This window comes from Spiribacter aquaticus, assembly GCF_007625215.1.
In the GTDB taxonomy this organism is placed as follows: Bacteria; Pseudomonadota; Gammaproteobacteria; order Nitrococcales; family Nitrococcaceae; genus Spiribacter; species Spiribacter roseus.
Genome location: NZ_VMKP01000002.1, coordinates 430899 through 448341, shown reverse-complemented (window position 1 = coordinate 448341; position 17443 = coordinate 430899). Strand labels below are relative to the sequence as shown.

Genomic DNA, 17443 nt, shown 5'->3' with positions numbered 1-17443 from the left:
GCGCTTCGCCCTCGTCACGGACGGCGCAACCGCCGCTGGTTACTGATTGCCCAACTCGGGATGGCACTGCTGGTTGGCATATCGGCCAACCTTTTCGCCCACGGCGGCGGTCTCGACCGGCATGGATGCCACAACGATGGGTCGACGGGCGAATACCACTGCCATCAGGGGCCGCTTGCGGGGCAGTCATTCCCGTCGGAGCAGGCGGCGGTGGATCAGGGTCTGGGGGCAGGCTCATAGCCGCGCGACTCATCCGACGCGTCGCGTTGTACGGGTGATGATCAAGACTGGGTTTGTCATCCGCCTCCCAGACTGATGGAAAAACTGGCAGCAGTCTGGTTCAGCCACGACGACAGGACCCGGGGCTTGGAGTTGGAAAGAGACCGGGATCACTGCTGGAGAGCCGGCCGACTCAAGTGGCTGGGTATCCCGTCATCTCTGGGCTTGATTCGGTTCAGCGCTTATCTGTAGCCAGCCCCAACCCGGCGACCACTCATCCAGCCCTCGACCTAAATGTATCGCAGCGATGGTCGACTCTCTTGTTCACTGAGAGTCGTCCACATGCGGCGATATCCGCCGCTGTATTTTTGGAAACTTTTAGAAAACTTTCAGGCAGGAGAGTCGTAAGTCCTTGAAAAGATGGTGCTCCCACGGGGATTTGAACCCCGGTTTCCGCCTTGAGAGGGCGGCGTCCTTACCGCTAGACGATGGGAGCAATGTCGTTTCAAGCCCGTGCTGCGGCCGTGATCGGCGTCCTCAGCACAGCCTGTTATTATACGGCCTCGTTGTTCACGCACAAGAGGCTGAGTTCAGACCGTGACCGTCACGCAAGCCCGGGGGGTCGACCCCACCATCATCACCCGCGATCAGCATGTGATCTCGCGGGCACAGATCAGTGACAAGGCGCTGAGCGTGCTCTATCGGCTGAAAAATGCCGGTTATGGCGCCTACCTGGTGGGCGGCGGCGTGCGCGATCTGTCGCTGGGCCGCGAGCCCAAGGACTTTGACGTGGCCACTGACGCCACGCCTGACGAGGTGAAGGCGCTGTTCCGCAACTGCCGACTGATCGGCCGACGGTTTCGTCTGGCCCACGTGCACTGGGGGCCCGAGATCATCGAGGTGGCGACCTTCCGGGCGATGACCCCGGACGCCGACTCGGGGGACAAGGACCATGTGGTCGAAGACGGGCTCGTCCTCCGCGACAACGTCTACGGGACCATTGAAGAGGACGCCCTGCGGCGCGACTTCACCATCAATGCGCTTTACTACAACATCGCTGACTTCTCGGTGGTGGACTACGCCGGCGGTATGGCCGACCTGCAGGCCGGCCGCCTGCGACTGATCGGCGATCCGGCAGTGCGTTATCGCGAAGATCCGGTGCGTATGCTGCGCGCGGTGCGGTTCGCCGCCAAGCTGGGCTTTACCATTGATTCGGCCACCGCCGCGCCGATCCCGCGGATGGCCGATCTGCTCGATGACATTCCGCCGGCGCGGCTGTTCGACGAAGTGCTCAAGCTGTTCATGGCCGGCCAGGGGGTGGAAACCTTCGAGGCGCTGCGCCACCACGGCCTGTTCCGGTATCTGTTCCCGGCCAGCGATACCGCCCTGGATGATGACGATCACGGCCAGCTCATCACCTTTGTGGCCCGGGCGCTGGAGAGCACCGATGCCCGCGTCAACAATGACCGCCCGGTGACGCCCGCGTTCCTGTTTGCCGCGCTGCTGTGGCCGGCCATCCTCGGGCAGCTGCCGGCCGCTCGGCTCGAGCCGGGCATCGACCCGGAGCTGTTCGAGCAGTCGGTCACCGAGGCGCTGGAGCGACAGCTTCGGCAGGTGGCCATCCCCAAGCGGTTTGCCCTGCCGATGCGCGAAATCTGGGCCCTGCAGCCACGCTTTCACTCGGCATCCGATAAAAAGGCCCGTCGACTGTTCTCGCACCCGCGCTACCGGGCGGCCTACGACTTTCTGCTGCTGCGCCGTGATGCGGGGCTGGTGGACCCGGAGCTGGCGGATGCCTGGCAGCGTTATACCGAAAGCAGCGAAGACGCGCCGCCACCCACACCGGCCCGGCGGCGTCGGCGCGGTGGCCGCCGGCGGGGTCCCGCGCCGGATGCGGGGGACGGATGAGCCGGGCGTTCGTCGGCATCGGCAGCAACCTCGATGGTCCCGGGGCGCAGGTGCGGGCCGCCATTGAGGCCCTCGACGGCATTGCCGGGACGCGCTGTGTGGCGGCGTCACGGCGTCACCGCAACCCCCCCATGGGGCCCGCCGATCAACCCGATTACGTCAATGCGGTGGCAGCGCTGGAGACCGGACTCGATCCGCAGGCGCTGCTGACCCGGCTGCAGGCGCTGGAGGCGGCGGCCGGGCGGGATCGCTCGGGGCGGCGCTGGGGGCCGCGGCCGCTCGACCTGGATCTGTTGGTCTATGATGACCGCCAGATCAGTGCCCCGGCGCTGACGGTGCCGCACCCGGGGATTGCGCAGCGCGCGTTCGTACTGGTGCCCTGGGCGGAGATCGCGCCGGACTGGCGGATTCCGGGGCTGGGCCGGGTGAGGGAGCTGGCCGCCGCGCTGGATGGCGCCGCACTGACGGTGGAGGAGGACTGACAGCATGAGCCGGACCGTCACGCTTGCAACCCTGCGTCGGATGAAAGCCGAGCAGGCGCCCATCGTCGCCCTCACGGCCTATGACTACAGCTTTGCCCGCCAGGTGGACGCCGCCGGTGTCGATGTGGTGTTGGTGGGCGATTCGCTGGGAATGGTCATGCAGGGCCACGCCAGCACCGTGCCGGTCACCCTGGCCGACATGGTGTATCACACGCGCTGCGTGGCCCGGGGGCTCGAGCGCGCCTATCTGATGGTGGACCTGCCGTTTCTCAGCGACACCGATGACCGCGCCGCCCTCGAAAGCGCCGCTCGGCTGATGAAAGAAGGGGGCGCGGACATGGTCAAGGTCGAGGCGCATGCCGCCCAGGCGCCGGTGGTCGAGGCGCTGTCCCGGGCGGGTGTGCCGGTCTGCGCCCATTTCGGCCTGCGACCGCAGCGGGTCGGTCAGCTCGGGGGTTACCGGGTGCAGGGCCGCGACGAGGCCGGCGCGCAGCAGGTGCTTGACGATGCGCAGGCGCTGGAAGCCGCCGGCGCGGATGTGCTGCTGGTGGAATGCCTGTCGGCGGCAGTGGCGGCCCGGGTGCGTGAGCAGACCCACCGACCGCTGATCGGCATTGGCGCCGGCGCCGATTGCGACGGCCAGATCCTGGTGCTCCAGGACATGCTGGGGATCACCCCCGGGCAGCCGCCGCGCTTCAGTCACGATTTTCTGGCCGATACCGGCCGCATCCAGACGGCGCTCGAGGCCTATGTCGAGGCGGTGCGGACGCGGCAGTTTCCCCAGCTCCAGCACACGTTCGAGTAGCCCATGCAGATCGGATCCGATGCGGCCGCTTTGCGCGCGCAGGTGGCGGAGTGGCGCCGCAACGCCGAGCGAATCGGTTTTGTGCCCACCATGGGCAATCTCCATGGCGGCCATCTGACCCTGATCGATGAAGCGCGCCGGCGCAGCGATCGGGTGGTGGCGAGCATTTTCGTCAACCCAACGCAGTTCGCGCCCGGTGAGGATTACCAGAGCTATCCGCGGACGTGGACGGCGGACTGTGAGGCGCTGCGGGCGCACGAGACCGACTGGCTGTTCGCGCCCGACGTCGGGACGATCTACCCGGACGGGCCGGGCCTTCGCACGCGGGTGGAGGTCCCGGAACTCAACGACATCCTCTGCGGGGCATCGCGGCCGGGGCACTTCACCGGCGTGGCCACGGTGGTGACGAAACTGCTCAACATCGTCCAGCCCGATCTGGCCGTGTTCGGCCTCAAGGATTATCAGCAGTATCGGGTCATCTGCCGGCTGGTGGATGACCTCAGCCTGCCGGTGGAGATCGTCGGCGGTGCGGTGGCGCGTGAGTCGGACGGCCTCGCCATGAGCAGCCGTAATGCCTATCTGCAACCCGCCGAGCGGCAGCGGGCGCCGGTGCTCTACCGCACCCTCTGCGCCCTGGCTGACCGGCTGCAGGCCGGTGAGACCGACTTCGAGCGACTCCTGGCCGACGGCCGCGCGCGGATTCATGAGGCGGGCCTGACGGTGGATTATCTCGAGATCCGGCGGGCGGAAGACCTGGCGCCGGCCGGGCCGCACGATCGCGAGTGGGTGATTCCGGTGGCGGCTTACCTGGGTCGTGCGCGGTTGATCGACAATGTGCGGGTGACTCGCCCGTCTTCCGGATAAGGGGGCAAAGGATGCAGACACTGGAGGCAATCGATGCCTGGCAGGCCCTGTGGGCATCGCGCGACCGGCTTGCCGAGCAGTCCATCAATGGCCTTTTTGCCGCGGATGCCGGGCGATTCGAGCATTTTTCGCTGACCGCCGCCGGCATCCTGCTTGACTACAGCAAGCAGCCCATCGACCGGCAGACCCGTGAGCGTCTGCTCGAGGTTGCGCGGGCGCGGGATGTGGCCGGCCAGCGCGACGCCATGCTCGCCGGCGAGCCGATCAACGAGAGCGAGGGACGGGCGGTGTTGCATACCGCGCTGCGGGTCCCGGACGGCGGGACTGGCTGGGCGGCGCCGGCGATCACCCGCGAGGTGGCCACTACGCGCTCGCGCATGGCCGAACTGGCGGCGGCCATCCGTGACGGCCGCCGGACCGGGGCAACGGGCCAGCCCATCGAGCATGTCATCAATATCGGCATCGGCGGCTCGGATCTGGGGCCGCGGCTGGTGCTGGAGGCGCTGGCGCCGCTGGCGGATGGCCCGACGGTGCATTTCGTCGCCAACGTCGATGGCGTCGAGTGGCAGCAGGCCATGGGCCAGTGTGATCCCGAGCGCACCCTGGTGCTGGTGGTCTCGAAGAGTTTCGGCACCGTCGAGACCATGGCCAACGCCCACGAGGCGATGGCCTGGCTGCGGCGCAGCGTGCCGTCTGACACGGTCCTTGAGCGCCAGGTCCTGGCGATCACGGCCAACCTGGATCGGGTGCGCGAACTGGGCCTGGATCCCGAGCTGGCGCTGCCCATGTGGGACTGGGTCGGCGGGCGTTACTCGCTGTGGTCGGCGGTGGGCTTTGCGATCATGCTGGCGATTGGTCCCACGGCGTTTGACGAGGTGTTGGCCGGGGCGCATGCCATGGACCGGCATTTCGCTGAAGCGCCGCTTGAGTCGAATATGCCGGTGCTACTCGGCCTGGTTTCGATATTCAATGGCACGCTGCTGGATCGGCGCAGCCAGGCGGTGGTGCCCTATACCGAGCGCCTCGGTCGATTGTCCGCCTATCTCCAGCAGCTTGTCATGGAGAGCAACGGCAAGTCGGTGGACCGCGCGGGCCATCCGGTCAGTATCCCCACGGCGGGGGCCATCTGGGGGCAGACCGGGACGCCGGGGCAGCATGCTTTCTTCCAGGCGCTGCATCAGGGGACCGACGTCGTGCCGGTGGATTTTGTGGGCGTGGCCCGTCCGGTGGCCGGCGAGCGGGGTGATCCCCTTGCCCTCACCGCGAACCTGTTCGCGCAGAGCCAGGCGCTGATGCAGGGCCGCGGCGACGCTGATATGCCCGCAGCGCGGCGATGCCCCGGCAACCGGCCCAGCAACACCATCCTGCTCAAGGCACTGACGCCGGCCACCCTCGGTGCGCTCATCGCGCTCTATGAGCATCGTACCTTTGTCGAGGCGGCCGTCTGGGGGATCAATGCGTTCGATCAGTTCGGTGTTGAGCTGGGGAAGGTGCTGGCCGACGAGCTCAAGCCCCTGATCGCCGGCGGTCAGGCCGCTGAGGGGGTGGATGGCTCCACCGCGGGGCTCATCGCCCGCTACCGCGACTGGCGGGGTTAGGTTCGGCGCAGGGCCTGGCGCGCCGTCGGCAGGGTCAGGCGTGCGCGCAGCCCCGGGTGGGCATTCTCCAGCCTGACACGGCCTCCCGCGCCTTCGACGATCTCGCGGCAGATGGCGAGGCCGAGGCCGGTGTCTCCGCTGCGCTCGTCAAGCCGTACCCCTCGATCAAGTAGCCCGGTGAGGGCCGACTCGGGCAGGCCGGGACCATCATCCCGCACGCTGACCTCGATAGAGCGGGTGTCTCTGATCCGGGTGCGGACCACCACTCGTCGGCTCGCGTGGCGGGCGGCGTTCTCCAGCAGTGCGCCCAGCGCTTCGGCAAGATCCGCCGGATCCAGTGCCACCGGCATCGGCGTGGCGGCCGTCGCCGATGTGTCCCAGTCCAGGCGGGCACCCGCCGGCGTGCGCATAATGACATCGGCCACCGAGGCAATGACCGCGGGGACATCGCTGCTGGCGCGGCCGGCGCGGGCCGCGACCCGGGTGCGGGTGAGCTCGCGATCGACATGCTCATGCATCCGGCCGACGATCTGCTCGATGCTCCCGGCGGTTTGCTCCTGACCTGCCTGGCGCAGCCGCTGGCTTTCCCCGAGCAACGCCTGGAGCGGTGTTTTCAGTCCGTGGGCGAGATCGCCAGCCCGCTGCCGGGCTGCCTGCATTTCCGCCTCACGGGCGGCGAGCAGTGCGTCGAAATCCGAGGCGAGCGGGCCCACCTCATTCGGGAAATTCTCGCCCAGGCGCTCGGCATTCCCCGTGCGGATCGCCGAGAGGCGCCGGCCAAGCTCGGCGAGCGGGCGCAGGCCGATGCGAAGCTGCAGCCAGCCGGCGGCAATCAGTGCGACTGCGAGCAGACCGAGATAGGGCAGCAGATCCTCAGCAAAGTCCCGGGTCGCCGCGCTCAGCGCCTTCCGGTCCATCGCCAGCAGGAGGGTCACGGTGTCACCACCCAGTGAGGGGGACAGCACGACGCTGCGCTCCACTCCAAGGAGGCGGCGGCCATCGGGTGCCCGGAGGTCGCGCAACACCGCGAGTCCGTCCGTGGGCGAGATGGCGGGGAGTGTGAGCTGCCAGTCCCAGAGTGACCGCGAGCGGAGCGTCCCCTCGGCGGAATCGATCTGCCAGTAAAGCCCGCCATAGGGCTGCCGAAAGCGTGGGTCAGCGGGTTGGTTGCCAAGGGTCAGTGCGCCGTTTGGGGTCTGCTGTAGCGCGCCTAGTACCTGGTCCAGGTGGGTTTCCAGTTCGCCGACAGCGCGCCGCTCGACATGGGCCGCGAACAGCAGGGTCAGACCCCATCCGGCGAGTGCAAGGCTGAGGCAGATGGCAACCGCCCCCGCCAGCGCCAGGCGCAGGCGCAGCGAGCCGCGGGTCACCCGGCGCTCCCGCTCAGGTAGTAGCCAAAGCCGCGACGGTTGCCGATGACCCCCGCGCCCATCTTCCGACGGAGGCGGGTGATGACCGCCTCGATGGCATTGACGTCGCGGGATTCGTCATCGCCATAGAGATGTTCGAGCAGCTCTGTCACAGGGACGGTTCGACCCTGATGGTGGAAAAGGTAGGCCACCAGCCGGTATTCGAGGGCGGTCAGGCTCACCGGCCTGCCCCGTTGCGTGACGCGCATCTGATTGGTGTCGAGGCGCAGGTCGCCGAGCGTCTGGATTGCGCTGCCATGGCCCGCGGCCCGACGCACCAGGGCGCGCGCCCGGGCCACAAGCTCCTCCATGTGGAAGGGTTTGGGCAGATAGTCATCGGCGCCGGCCTCGATACCCGCCACCCGCTCGCTCCAGGTGCCGCGGGCGGTCAGTAAGAGTACGGGCATGCCACGGCCGTTGTCGCGCCACTGGCGCAGGATGCTGAGGCCATCCAGTGATGGCAGGCCGAGATCAAGCACGATCAGGTCATAGCCTTCTGTATCGCCGAGGAATAGCGCCTCAGCCCCATCGCCGCAGGATTCGGCGAGAAAGCCGGCGGCGGTCAGGGCGTCGCTGAGATCAGTGCGGATGAGCGGATCGTCTTCGACCACCAGTACGCGCATCAGTCGTCCTCGCGCTCGACTTCGAGGATCTCCCCGGTGGCGGCATCCAGCTCGATCTCCAGCAGATAGCCATCCTCGTCGAGTAGCTCCAGTTCGTAGCGATACCCGTCGTCCTCCATCTCAAACTCCGTCTCGAGGACATTGCCGGGGTACTGCTCGCGGACGCGCGCGAGGATTGCGGTCAGCGGCAGCACTTCGCCGCGCTCAAGCGCTTTGCGGGCGCGTGTGTGGTCGTCATCGGCATAGACCGCAGTGGCGGCGAGCAGCGCGACCACGAGCAGGGCCGGTATCGCATTTCTCATGCCGCCAGTGTAGCGCGCCGCCGCCTGACAGATCCCTGACAGCCCCCGTCAGGCTGCGGTCAGTCGCCGGGTGGCAGATTGGGTCCCGCAGCAAGGGGCTGCACTCGCAAAATTCGTAAGGAGTATCAATGATGAATCGCAATCGAATGATCCCGGGCCTCGCAGGTGGTCTCGCCGTTGCCGTACTCGTCAGTGCCGGCATTGCCATGGCCGATGGCGATGATCGCCATGATCGGGACGACGACATGCCGCGTGATGGCTGGATGAGCCTCCTCGAGGTGGCCGAGCAGCTCGAATCCCAGGGTTATACCCCCTATGAGATCGAGATCGATGACGGGGCTTACGAGGTCATGATGATCGATGGCCAGGGCATGGTGATCGAGACCGACATCGACCCGACTACGGGTGAGCCGCTGCAGCGGCGCCGGGACGACTGAGCCGCTCCAGCGCCCAGGTGACGTGCTCGCGCACCATGGCCGAGGGATGTTCGAGGCGCTCGCGCAGCGCCTCGATGGCGTCGGCGTCTGCGGGCCCGTTGCCAAGCGCCACCGCGAGGTTGCGCAGCCAGCGCTCGTGACCCAGTCGGCGGATGGCCGAGCCCTCGGTGCGCTTCAGGAATGTCGCCTCGTCCCAGCGAAACAGCGCCACCAGCGAGGCATCCTCCAGCCCGTGGCGGGGATGGAAATCCGCCTCATCCGTTGGCTGGGCGTAACGATTCCAGGGGCAGACCGCCTGGCAGTCGTCGCAGCCGAACACGCGATTGCCGATGGCCGGGCGCAGGTCTTCGGGGATGCTGCCCTCATGCTCAATGGTCAGGTACGAAATACAGCGCCGGGCGTCGAGCTGCTGCGGGCCGGTGATGGCGCCGGTGGGGCAGACATCGATGCAGGCCCGGCAACTGCCGCACAGATCATCCACCGGTTCGCTCTCGGGCAGGGGCAGATCCGTGAATATCTCGCCGAGAAAAAAATACGACCCGGCGTGGCGGTTGAGGACCAGCGTGTTCTTGCCGATCCAGCCCAGCCCGGCGTTGCGCGCCAGGGCCTTCTCCAGCACGGGGGCGCTGTCGACGAATACCCGATAGCCGAATCCCCCCACCGCGGTATCGATCCGGTTGGCCAGTGCCTGCAGGCGCTTGCGCATGAGCTTGTGGTAATCCCGGCCCAGCGCATAGCGGGCGATGAACGCCCGGCGATTGTCGGCAAGGAGCGCGTCGTCGGCCTCGAGATCCGGCGGTCGGTAGTCCATGCGCACGCTCAGGATGCGCACGGTGCCCGGCACAAGCCGTTCGGGGCGGGCCCGCTTGACGCCGTGGCGGGCCATCCAGGTCATGGTGCCGTGGCGGCCATCCTGCAGCCAGCGCAGCAGATGGCGCTCGTCTTCGGCAAGCGCCGGTCGCGCCACGCCCAGCTCATTGAATCCCAGCTCATGGGCCCATTGCCGGAGGGTCGGCAGAAGCCGGGTGCTGTCGAACGCCTGCGCCATGGCCTCAGTCTAGCGTCTCAGGCGATATGGGTGTGAGCACGTTATAATCCCGATCATGCAAACACTGCCCCATGCCCTCTACACCCCGGCGCAGGTCCGCGAGCTCGACCGTCGTGCCATCGAGCACGAAGGCATTCCCGGTCGCGTGCTGATGGCGCGCGCCGGCCGCTCGGCCTGGCAGGCGCTGCAACAGCGCTGGCCGCAACCGGGCCGTCTGCTGGTGCTGTGTGGCGGCGGCAACAACGGCGGCGACGGCTATGTGATCGCCCGGCGGGCGGCCGAGGCCGGCTGGTCGGTTGATCTGTGGGCGCTGACCGATCCATCCCGGCTGGAGGGCGATGCCCGGCGGGCCGCGGAGGCGGCGCTGGCGATTCTCACGCCGATTGACGACCCGCAGCAGGCCCTGGCGGCCGCGGATGGGGTGGTCGATGCCCTGCTCGGCACCGGTCTCGACCGGCCGGTGACCGGCCGCCTGGCGACGTTGATCGATGCCGTCAATGCAGCGGAGTGTCCGGTGCTGAGTGTGGATGTGCCGTCGGGGCTGCATGCGGCGAGCGGCCGGGTGCTGGGAACGGCGGTGCGGGCGGCGGTCACAGCGACATTCATCGGGCTCAAGCAGGGCCTTTTTACCGGCGATGCCGCCGACCATGTCGGCGAGATCCTGTTTGACGATCTGGGCGTCCCGGATGCGGTCCATGCGGGGATGACGCCGGCCGCCTGGCGTCTGCCGGCCGCGGCGCTGGCAGACGCCCTGGGACGGCGGCCGCGGACGGCCCACAAGGGGGCGTTCGGCCATGTGCGGGTGCTGGGTGGCGATCATGGCATGGGCGGTGCGGTACGCATGGCCGGCGAAGCCGCCGCGCGCAGCGGGGCAGGGCGCGTGTCGGTGCTGACGCGGTCGGCCCATGTCGGCGCCGTGCTCGCGGCACGGCCGGAGCTGATGGTCGCGGGCATGGCCGCCGCCGGGTTCGCCGAGGCCGTCATCGCCGAGTCTGACACCGTTGCCCTCGGGCCCGGCCTGGGCCAGGCGGAATGGGGGCGATGCGCCTTTGACCGCGGCATGCAACACGCCGGGGCGCTGGTGGTCGACGCCGATGCCCTCAACCTGCTGGCGGGACAGCCCCGTCACCGCGACGACTGGATACTGACGCCGCATCCCGGCGAGGCGGCGCGGTTGCTGGGCATCGACATCCAGGCGGTGCTCGACGATCGCTGGGCAACGGCGGACGCACTGGTCGAGCGCTATGGCGGTGTGGTGGTGCTCAAGGGCGCCGGCACGCTGATTGCCGACCGGCACCGCCGGCGCGTGGTGGGCGAGGGCAATCCGGGGATGGCCAGCGGGGGCATGGGCGATGTGCTGACCGGCGTGATCGCGGGCCTGCGGGCCCAGGGCTGGGCGCCCTTCGAGGCCGCCTGCCTGGGCGTGCAGGCGCATGCCCGGGCCGCTGACCGGGCGGCCGGTGGCGGCGAGCGGGGGCTGTTGGCCGGTGACGTGCTCGCGCAATTGCGTGGCGTCATCAACCCATGACCCGCGCCCGGGGGCACCTTGTCGACGAGGCGGCCACCGAGGCCCTGGGGGCGGCCCTGCACCGTCACCAGCCGGCCAGCGGCTGTGTGCACCTGATCGGCGACCTTGGCGCCGGCAAGACCACGCTGGTGCGGGGCTGGCTGCGGGCGGCGGGTCATGCCGGGGCGGTACGCAGTCCCACCTACACCCTGGTCGAGCCCTATGCCCTGATCGAGCCACCGATCTTCCACCTCGATCTCTACCGGCTGGCGGATGCCGAGGAGCTCGAGTTCATCGGCCTGCGTGATTGGGTGGACGCGGGTCTGCTGCTGGTGGAGTGGCCGGCGCGGGGCGCCGGCGTGCTGCCCCCGCCCGGTCTGAGTGTGTCACTGACCGCCGCGGGCCCGGGTCGGGACGTCACCGTCGAGAGTCACTCCCGCGACTGGCCGACGGCGATGCAGCTGATTCAGGCGATGCAATAGGACATGGCGCTATCCTGTTATGAATGCAGGCATTTCTTGAAATCGTCATCGGCCTGTGGCGTACTCTCAGACATCATGCGACTACCTGTGTGGATCATTTCGATCGCCATCGCCCTGGCGATGCTACCGCTGGCCGGCGCCGCGTTGGGCGCGACGCTGGTCGAGGACGTCCGCACCTGGGACGGGCCCAGTCATACGCGGGTGGTCTTTGACCTGAGTCGGGCACCGGATCACCGCCTTTTTACGCTGACCGATCCGCACCGAGCCGTCATTGACCTGCACGGCGGGCGCATCAGCGCCGACCAGGTCGAGGGCATCCGCGACGAGGGACCGATCCGGCGGGTCCGCAGCGGCCGCCGCGATCAGGGCGTGCGCATCGTCCTTGATCTGGACCGGGCCGTCGCTGCGGAGTCGTTTACGATGACGCCCAACGACACCGGCGGGCATCGGCTGGTGGTGGACCTCAGCGATCCTCAGCCCAATACGGCCGTCCGCCGGGCCCCGGACCAGGCCGCTGAGCCCTTCGTGGTCGCCATTGATGCCGGGCATGGCGGCAAGGACCCGGGCGCGATCGGGGCCGCCGGCACCTACGAGAAAGGCATTGTCCTTTCGGTGGCGCGCAAGCTTGCCGACCGGATCGACGCCATCCAGGGGCTCGAGTCGGTATTGATCCGCGACGGTGACTACTACATCGGCCTGCGCGAGCGGACCCGCAAGGCGCAGGCGGCGGGGGCGGATCTGTTTGTCTCGCTGCATGCCGATGCCTTCCATGACCGGCGGGTGCGCGGCTCGTCGGTGTTCGTGCTCTCGCGCAACGGCGCGACCAGTGAAATGGCGCGCATGCTGGCCCGGCGCGAGAACCGCGCCGATCGCATCGGCGGCGTGTCGCTGGCCGACAAGGACGAGCAGGTGGCCTCGGTGCTGGTGGATCTGTCCCGCGCGCACACGGTTGAAGAAAGCCTGGATGTGGCCGATGTGCTGTTCAATAAGCTCGATACGCTGGGCGATGTTCACGGCACCGGTGTCGAGCAGGCGGGCTTCGCGGTGCTGAAGTCGCTCGATATGCCTTCCGTGCTGGTGGAGCTGGCGTTCATCTCCAATCCCGAGGAGGAGCGCCGGTTGAAGTCGTCGAGCTATCAGCATCAGCTGGCGCGCGGCCTGACCGAGGGGGTCCGCGCCTATGTTGAGCAGACGCGTCCGGCGCTGGCGCTGTCGGGCGGCGACGAGGAGTATCGGGTACGGCCCGGCGACACGCTATCCGACATCGCCCAGCGCCATGCGGTGAGTGTGAGCGAGCTGCGCCGCGCCAACGAGCTGGCGGGCAGCACCATCGTCGCCGGTCATACGCTGCGGATCCCCTGAGCGGCATGGCGATCCAGCGTCTCGCCGCCGAGCTTGTCAATCAGATCGCCGCCGGCGAGATCATCGAGCGACCGGCCTCGGTGCTCAAGGAACTGCTCGAGAATGCCCTCGATGCCGGGGCGCAGAGCATTCAGGTCGATCTCGAGGGCGGCGGGCTGACCCTGATCCGCGTCCGCGACGACGGCCGCGGCATGACCGCGGCCGATCTGCCCCTCGCGGTGGAGTCCCACGCCACCAGCAAGATCGGTGCGCTGGATGATCTCGAGCATATCGCCACCCTCGGCTTTCGCGGTGAGGCACTGCCCAGCATCGCCTCGGTGGCGGAGCTGGAGATCACCTCGCGGACGGCCACCGAGGCGCATGGCTACTGCCTGACCCCGAATCATTCGGATACGCCCGCACCGGCGCCGCATCCGCCGGGCACCACGGTGACGGTGCGGGACCTTTTTCATGCCGTCCCGGCCCGGCGCAAGTTCCTGCGCACCGAGCGCACGGAGCTGCGCCACATTCAGGAGCTGGTCCGTCGGATCGCGCTGGGGCGCCCCGAGGTGGGGTTCGCGCTGACGCACAACGGCCGGCGGCTGCTGGATCTGCCGGCGCTGGGGCCTGAGGCGGCTGAGCGCCGTGTGGGCGAACTGATGGGCGGCAGCTTCGTCGATGCAGCGCTGCGCATCGATGCCGAGGCCGCGGGGCTGCGCCTACAGGGCTGGCTCGGCCTGCCAACGGCCTCACGGGGTCAGCCGGATCTGCAGTATGTCTACCTCAACGGGCGCATGATCCGCGACCGACTGGTCATGCAGGCCCTGCGGCGGGCCTACAGCGATGTCCTGTTCAAGGATCGCTATCCGGCGTATCTGCTGCACCTGCAGATGGATCCCGCCCGGGTCGATGTCAATGTCCATCCGACCAAGCATGAGGTGCGGTTCCGCGACAGCCGGCTGATCTTCGATTTCCTCCACCGCCAGGTGGAACGCGCCCTCGCCCAGGGCGGTGCGAGTGGCGCGACCGCGCCGTCCGAGTCCGGCGGAGCGTCGCCCGGTCCGCCACCCGCGGCCGCGGCGCCGCAGACCGGTGCCCTGGCACTGCCCGTGGCCGAGGCCCGAGCGGTCTACGGCGATACCCTCGACGCTGGCACGCCCGCGCCCGAAGCGCCGGCGTCCACAGACCCGGTGCCGCGGCTCGGGCATGCGGTGGCGCAGATTCATGGTGTCTATGTGCTTGCCGAATCGGCCAGCGGTCTGGTCCTTGTGGACATGCATGCGGCCCATGAGCGCATCGTCTACGAGCGCCTCAAGCGCCAGTACCGGGACGAGGGTGTGGCGCGCCAGCCGCTGCTGATGCCAGTGGCGGTCAATGTGACGCCGGCCGAGGCCGACCTGGTGGAGGACAGTCAGCCGCTGCTCGAGGCGGTGGGCCTGGATGTGGACCGGGTCGGTCCCGAGCAGCTCCGCCTTCGGGGTCTGCCAGCGCTGCTGGCGCGGGCGGATGGCGAGGCGCTGTTGCGCGATGTGCTGGCGGATCTGCGCGTTGATCGGGGAGCGGTCGCGATCGAGGCCCGCCAGCAGCATCTGCTGGCGACCATGGGCTGTCATGGATCGGTGCGCGCCAACCGGCGGTTGACGCCGGCCGAGCAGGAGAATCTGCTGCGCGAAATGGAGCGCACCCCCAACATCGATCAGTGCAATCATGGCCGTCCCACCTGGGTGTCCCTGGGCATGGCGGACCTTGATCGGCTTTTTCTGCGCGGCCGCTAGTCCCCATGGCAGCGGATACGCTCCCGGTGGTCTGTCTGATGGGGCCGACGGCGGCCGGCAAGACCGATCTGGCCCTCGCCCTGCATGCGCGCGGTGGCGTGGATCTGATCAGTGTTGATTCGGCGATGGTCTATCGGGGCATGGACATTGGCACCGCCAAGCCCTCACCGGCGGTCCAGGCACGGGCCCCGCATGCCCTGATCGACATCCGCGACCCGGCCGAGGCGTATTCCGCGGCCGAGTTCGTCGCCGATGCCCGGGCGCATATCGCGGCGGCGCGGCAGGCCGGGCGTCTGCCGGTGCTCGTGGGGGGAACCATGCTCTATTTCCGTTCGCTGCTGCACGGGCTATCGCGCCTGCCGGCGGCGGACGCCGGGGTGCGGGCCCGTCTCGAGGCGGAGGCCCGGGTGCGGGGCTGGGCGGCCCTGCACGCGCGGCTGGCGGGTGTCGATCCGCGCACCGCGCAGCGGCTGCATCGCAATGACGCACAGCGCATCCAGCGGGCGCTCGAGGTCTATGAGCTGACCGGTCAGTCATTGAGTCACCTGCAATCAACGGCGGCACCGGAACCGTTGCCCGGTCCTGTCGTCAAAATGGGTGTAATGCCCGCATCACGTTCGATGCTGCATACGCGCATCGAGCAGCGCTTTCACGCGATGCTGGCCGAAGGGGTGATCGACGAGGTGGCCGGGCTCTGGGCGCGTCCCGATATCCACGCCGATCTGCCTGCCATGCGGGCGGTGGGGTATCGCCAGATCGTCGAGTATCTCGACGGGCGCATCGCCCGTGATGACCTGGCGTTTCGGGGCACGGTGGCGACGCGTCAGTTCGCCCGGCGCCAGGTGACCTGGCTACGGCGTGAGGATCGTCTGGAATGGCTCGATCCGCTGGCGCACAGGCCTTGTGACAGGCTTAGTGATCTCATCAATCGCGTGGTAGCGTAGGGATCGAAACGGACAATAATAATCGCCGCGGACAAGCAAGGAGTCACGGCACCATGTCGAAAGGACAATCACTGCAGGAACCCTTCCTCAACGCGCTTCGCAAGGAAAAGGTCCCGGTGTCGATCTATCTGGTCAATGGCATCAAGCTCCAGGGTCAGGTGGACTCGTTCGACCAGTTCGTGATCCTGCTTCGCAACTCGATCAGTCAGCTGGTCTACAAACACGCCATTTCCACGATCGTGCCATCGCGCAACGTCCGCGAGCTTCTGCAGGAGGAGCGAGATCCCGAAACCGACCCGGAGTGAAGCCTCGCCCACGCTGGAGACCGCCCCGGCGCAGCTGTTCGATCGCCCCGGCGGCGGTGAGAACGCCATCCTCGTGCAGGTGGACGACGGCGTGGTCGACGCCGACGAGGCGCTGCGCGAGTTCGAGGCCCTGGCCGGTTCCGCCGGTGCCGTTGTGGTGGCCCGACAGACCGGGCGGCGCCGCAGGCCCGACCCGCGCACCTACCTGGGCGGCGGCAAGGTTGATGAACTGCGCGAGGCCATGCAGGCGCATGGCGCCGATCTGGTATTGATCAATCACGCCCTGTCACCGGTGCAGGAGCGCAACCTTGAGCATGCCCTGCAGTGCCGGGTGCTGGACCGGACGGGGTTGATCCTGGACATCTTCGCGCAGCGCGCCCGCTCGCATGAGGGCAAGCTGCAGGTCGAGCTCGCCCAGTTGCGGCACCTGGCCAGCCGACTGGTGCGCGGCTGGTCGCATCTCGAGCGCCAGAAGGGCGGCATCGGCCTGCGGGGCCCGGGTGAGACGCAGCTCGAGCTCGACCGGCGGATGCTGGGGACCCGCATCCGACAGCTTGAAAAGCGCCTGGCGCGGGTTCGTCAGCAGCGCGACCAGGGTCGCAAGGCGCGCCGCCAGCAGGATCTGCCCGCGGTTTCGCTGGTGGGCTATACCAACGCCGGCAAGTCGACGCTGTTCAACCGTGTCGCCGCGTCCGGCGTTTACGCCGCGGATCAGTTGTTCGCGACGCTGGATACCACCCTCCGGCGCATTGAGCTGCCTGGTGGCGAGGCGGCGGTCATCGCCGATACCGTGGGGTTCATCCGCGATCTGCCGCCTCAGCTCGTCGCGGCGTTCCGGTCCACGCTCGAGGAGGTGGTCGAGGCCGAGCTGCTGGTGCACATCATTGATGCCGCTGATCCCATCCGCGAGGAAAACGCCCGCGAAGTCGAAGCGGTGCTCGAGGCGCTGGGCGCCGATGAAGTGCCTCAGCTGCGGGTCTACAACAAGATCGATGCGCGGGGCGTGGCGCCACGCATTGATCGCGATGACGACGGTCGGCCGGTGGCGGTCTGGCTGTCGGCGGCCACCGGCGCCGGACTGGACCTTTTCCACGCCGCCATCGCCGAGCGGGTCAGCGCCGAGCAGGCCCGCGGCCTGATCCGGCTCAGCCCCGCGGAAGGTCGCCTGCGGGCGCGCTTCTATGCGCTCGGTGACGTGCTCGATGAGCGCATCACCGAGCAGGGGGCCATCGAACTGGTGGTGGAACTGCCGGCGCGGGCGCTGGCACGGCTCCATCGACATGAGGGCCTGACGGCGGAACTCATCCCGCTCACCGATGCCAACTTGCCCGCGGGCGCAGTGGCTCATTAGAATCCCCGGTCTGGTGCGACGCACAGCGCCGGCCGATCATTAC

At 68.3% G+C, this 17443-nt stretch carries 18 protein-coding genes and 1 tRNA gene; 14 read left to right on the top strand and 5 right to left on the bottom strand.

The features are described 5' to 3' along the window. Positions 1–60: 60 nt before the first annotated feature. Complete coding sequence (locus FPL11_RS05575; RefSeq protein ID WP_144347754.1) at positions 61–240, top strand: YHYH domain-containing protein; 180 nt, start codon at positions 61–63, stop codon at positions 238–240. 400 nt (positions 241–640) lie between these two features. Here the strand turns inward: FPL11_RS05575 and FPL11_RS05570 are convergent. Further along, a tRNA-Glu gene (locus tag FPL11_RS05570) sits at positions 641–715 on the bottom strand. Positions 716–816: 101 nt separating this feature from the next. Between FPL11_RS05570 and pcnB the strand changes: the two genes are divergently transcribed. The 5 genes from pcnB to pgi are packed head-to-tail and all read left to right on the top strand — an operon-like array spanning position 817 to position 5876. Next, on the top strand, positions 817–2127 hold the full coding sequence (pcnB, locus tag FPL11_RS05565; protein ID WP_144347753.1) for a polynucleotide adenylyltransferase PcnB: 1311 nt from the start codon (positions 817–819) through the stop codon (positions 2125–2127). After that, a complete protein-coding gene (gene folK / locus FPL11_RS05560) occupies positions 2124–2609 on the top strand; it encodes a 2-amino-4-hydroxy-6-hydroxymethyldihydropteridine diphosphokinase (protein WP_144347752.1) in 486 nt (161 codons plus the stop codon). Before pcnB ends, folK begins: the two co-directional genes overlap by 4 nt. 4 nt (positions 2610–2613) lie before the next feature. Then, complete coding sequence (panB, locus tag FPL11_RS05555; protein ID WP_144347751.1) at positions 2614–3414, top strand: 3-methyl-2-oxobutanoate hydroxymethyltransferase; 801 nt, start codon at positions 2614–2616, stop codon at positions 3412–3414. Positions 3415–3417: 3 nt separating this feature from the next. Beyond that, complete coding sequence (panC, locus tag FPL11_RS05550; RefSeq protein WP_144347750.1) at positions 3418–4278, top strand: pantoate--beta-alanine ligase; 861 nt, start codon at positions 3418–3420, stop codon at positions 4276–4278. Positions 4279–4289: 11 nt separating this feature from the next. Beyond that, entirely contained in the window at positions 4290–5876 is a 1587-nt protein-coding gene (gene pgi / locus FPL11_RS05545; RefSeq protein ID WP_144347749.1) for a glucose-6-phosphate isomerase, read from the top strand. Here pgi and FPL11_RS05540 read toward each other — a convergent pair. From FPL11_RS05540 to FPL11_RS05530, 3 genes are read right to left on the bottom strand one after another with little or no spacing between them, the layout of a single operon-like run. Next, positions 5873–7246 (bottom strand): ATP-binding protein, encoded by a 1374-nt coding sequence (locus FPL11_RS05540; protein WP_144347748.1) that lies wholly within the window; start codon positions 7244–7246, stop codon positions 5873–5875. The genes pgi and FPL11_RS05540 overlap by 4 nt on opposite strands. Beyond that, positions 7243–7908, bottom strand: a complete 666-nt coding sequence (locus FPL11_RS05535; protein ID WP_144347747.1) for a response regulator transcription factor — start codon at positions 7906–7908, stop codon at positions 7243–7245. The genes FPL11_RS05540 and FPL11_RS05535 overlap by 4 nt, the downstream gene beginning before the upstream one ends. Next, a complete protein-coding gene (locus tag FPL11_RS05530; RefSeq protein ID WP_144347746.1) occupies positions 7908–8210 on the bottom strand; it encodes a PepSY domain-containing protein in 303 nt (100 codons plus the stop codon). The genes FPL11_RS05535 and FPL11_RS05530 overlap by 1 nt, the downstream gene beginning before the upstream one ends. Positions 8211–8341: 131 nt before the next feature. Between FPL11_RS05530 and FPL11_RS05525 the strand changes: the two genes are divergently transcribed. Further along, the gene (locus tag FPL11_RS05525) at positions 8342–8647 is read left to right on the top strand and encodes a PepSY domain-containing protein (protein ID WP_159299628.1); all 306 of its coding nucleotides are present in this window, start codon (positions 8342–8344) and stop codon (positions 8645–8647) included. Here the strand turns inward: FPL11_RS05525 and queG are convergent. After that, the gene (gene queG / locus FPL11_RS05520) at positions 8610–9695 is read right to left on the bottom strand and encodes a tRNA epoxyqueuosine(34) reductase QueG (RefSeq protein WP_144347744.1); all 1086 of its coding nucleotides are present in this window, start codon (positions 9693–9695) and stop codon (positions 8610–8612) included. The genes FPL11_RS05525 and queG overlap by 38 nt on opposite strands. A 55-nt stretch (positions 9696–9750) precedes the next feature. Here queG and FPL11_RS05515 point away from each other — a divergent pair, with 55 nt between their 5' ends. The 7 genes from FPL11_RS05515 (at position 9751) to hflX (ending at position 17400) form a co-directional block, all read left to right on the top strand. After that, positions 9751–11223: an NAD(P)H-hydrate dehydratase gene (locus tag FPL11_RS05515; RefSeq protein WP_144347743.1), complete on the top strand. Its 1473-nt coding sequence runs from the start codon at positions 9751–9753 to the stop codon at positions 11221–11223. Further along, on the top strand, positions 11220–11684 hold the full coding sequence (gene tsaE / locus FPL11_RS05510; protein ID WP_144347742.1) for a tRNA (adenosine(37)-N6)-threonylcarbamoyltransferase complex ATPase subunit type 1 TsaE: 465 nt from the start codon (positions 11220–11222) through the stop codon (positions 11682–11684). Before FPL11_RS05515 ends, tsaE begins: the two co-directional genes overlap by 4 nt. A gap of 75 nt (positions 11685–11759) precedes the next feature. Continuing rightward, positions 11760–13046 carry an N-acetylmuramoyl-L-alanine amidase gene (locus tag FPL11_RS05505; protein ID WP_186295101.1) on the top strand — a complete coding sequence of 429 codons (1287 nt, stop codon included), beginning with the start codon at positions 11760–11762 and terminating at the stop codon, positions 13044–13046. 5 nt (positions 13047–13051) lie between these two features. Then, positions 13052–14800: a DNA mismatch repair endonuclease MutL gene (gene mutL, locus FPL11_RS05500; protein ID WP_144347741.1), complete on the top strand. Its 1749-nt coding sequence runs from the start codon at positions 13052–13054 to the stop codon at positions 14798–14800. Between the two features lie 5 nt (positions 14801–14805). After that, positions 14806–15744 carry a tRNA (adenosine(37)-N6)-dimethylallyltransferase MiaA gene (miaA, locus tag FPL11_RS05495; RefSeq protein ID WP_144347740.1) on the top strand — a complete coding sequence of 313 codons (939 nt, stop codon included), beginning with the start codon at positions 14806–14808 and terminating at the stop codon, positions 15742–15744. Between the two features lie 53 nt (positions 15745–15797). After that, positions 15798–16049: an RNA chaperone Hfq gene (gene hfq / locus FPL11_RS05490; protein WP_110883165.1), complete on the top strand. Its 252-nt coding sequence runs from the start codon at positions 15798–15800 to the stop codon at positions 16047–16049. Positions 16050–16083: 34 nt separating this feature from the next. Continuing rightward, a complete protein-coding gene (hflX, locus tag FPL11_RS05485) occupies positions 16084–17400 on the top strand; it encodes a ribosome rescue GTPase HflX (protein WP_144347739.1) in 1317 nt (438 codons plus the stop codon). Positions 17401–17443 lie beyond the last annotated feature (43 nt).

What these genes read in the sequence shown, in the direction of transcription:
- panC (WP_144347750.1), top strand. Translation starts at nt 3,418, where the DNA reads ATGCAGATCGGATCCGATGCGGCCGCTTTGCGCGCGCAGGTGGCGGAG.
- mutL (WP_144347741.1), top strand. Translation starts at nt 13,052, where the DNA reads ATGGCGATCCAGCGTCTCGCCGCCGAGCTTGTCAATCAGATCGCCGCC.
- FPL11_RS05530 (WP_144347746.1), bottom strand. Translation starts at nt 8,210, where the DNA reads ATGAGAAATGCGATACCGGCCCTGCTCGTGGTCGCGCTGCTCGCCGCC.
- queG (WP_144347744.1), bottom strand. Translation starts at nt 9,695, where the DNA reads ATGGCGCAGGCGTTCGACAGCACCCGGCTTCTGCCGACCCTCCGGCAA.
- miaA (WP_144347740.1), top strand. Translation starts at nt 14,806, where the DNA reads ATGGCAGCGGATACGCTCCCGGTGGTCTGTCTGATGGGGCCGACGGCG.
- hfq (WP_110883165.1), top strand. Translation starts at nt 15,798, where the DNA reads ATGTCGAAAGGACAATCACTGCAGGAACCCTTCCTCAACGCGCTTCGC.
- FPL11_RS05515 (WP_144347743.1), top strand. Translation starts at nt 9,751, where the DNA reads ATGCAAACACTGCCCCATGCCCTCTACACCCCGGCGCAGGTCCGCGAG.
- FPL11_RS05505 (WP_186295101.1), top strand. Translation starts at nt 11,760, where the DNA reads ATGCGACTACCTGTGTGGATCATTTCGATCGCCATCGCCCTGGCGATG.
- FPL11_RS05525 (WP_159299628.1), top strand. Translation starts at nt 8,342, where the DNA reads ATGAATCGCAATCGAATGATCCCGGGCCTCGCAGGTGGTCTCGCCGTT.
- FPL11_RS05535 (WP_144347747.1), bottom strand. Translation starts at nt 7,908, where the DNA reads ATGCGCGTACTGGTGGTCGAAGACGATCCGCTCATCCGCACTGATCTC.
- pgi (WP_144347749.1), top strand. Translation starts at nt 4,290, where the DNA reads ATGCAGACACTGGAGGCAATCGATGCCTGGCAGGCCCTGTGGGCATCG.
- FPL11_RS05575 (WP_144347754.1), top strand. Translation starts at nt 61, where the DNA reads ATGGCACTGCTGGTTGGCATATCGGCCAACCTTTTCGCCCACGGCGGC.
- panB (WP_144347751.1), top strand. Translation starts at nt 2,614, where the DNA reads ATGAGCCGGACCGTCACGCTTGCAACCCTGCGTCGGATGAAAGCCGAG.
- tsaE (WP_144347742.1), top strand. Translation starts at nt 11,220, where the DNA reads ATGACCCGCGCCCGGGGGCACCTTGTCGACGAGGCGGCCACCGAGGCC.
- folK (WP_144347752.1), top strand. Translation starts at nt 2,124, where the DNA reads ATGAGCCGGGCGTTCGTCGGCATCGGCAGCAACCTCGATGGTCCCGGG.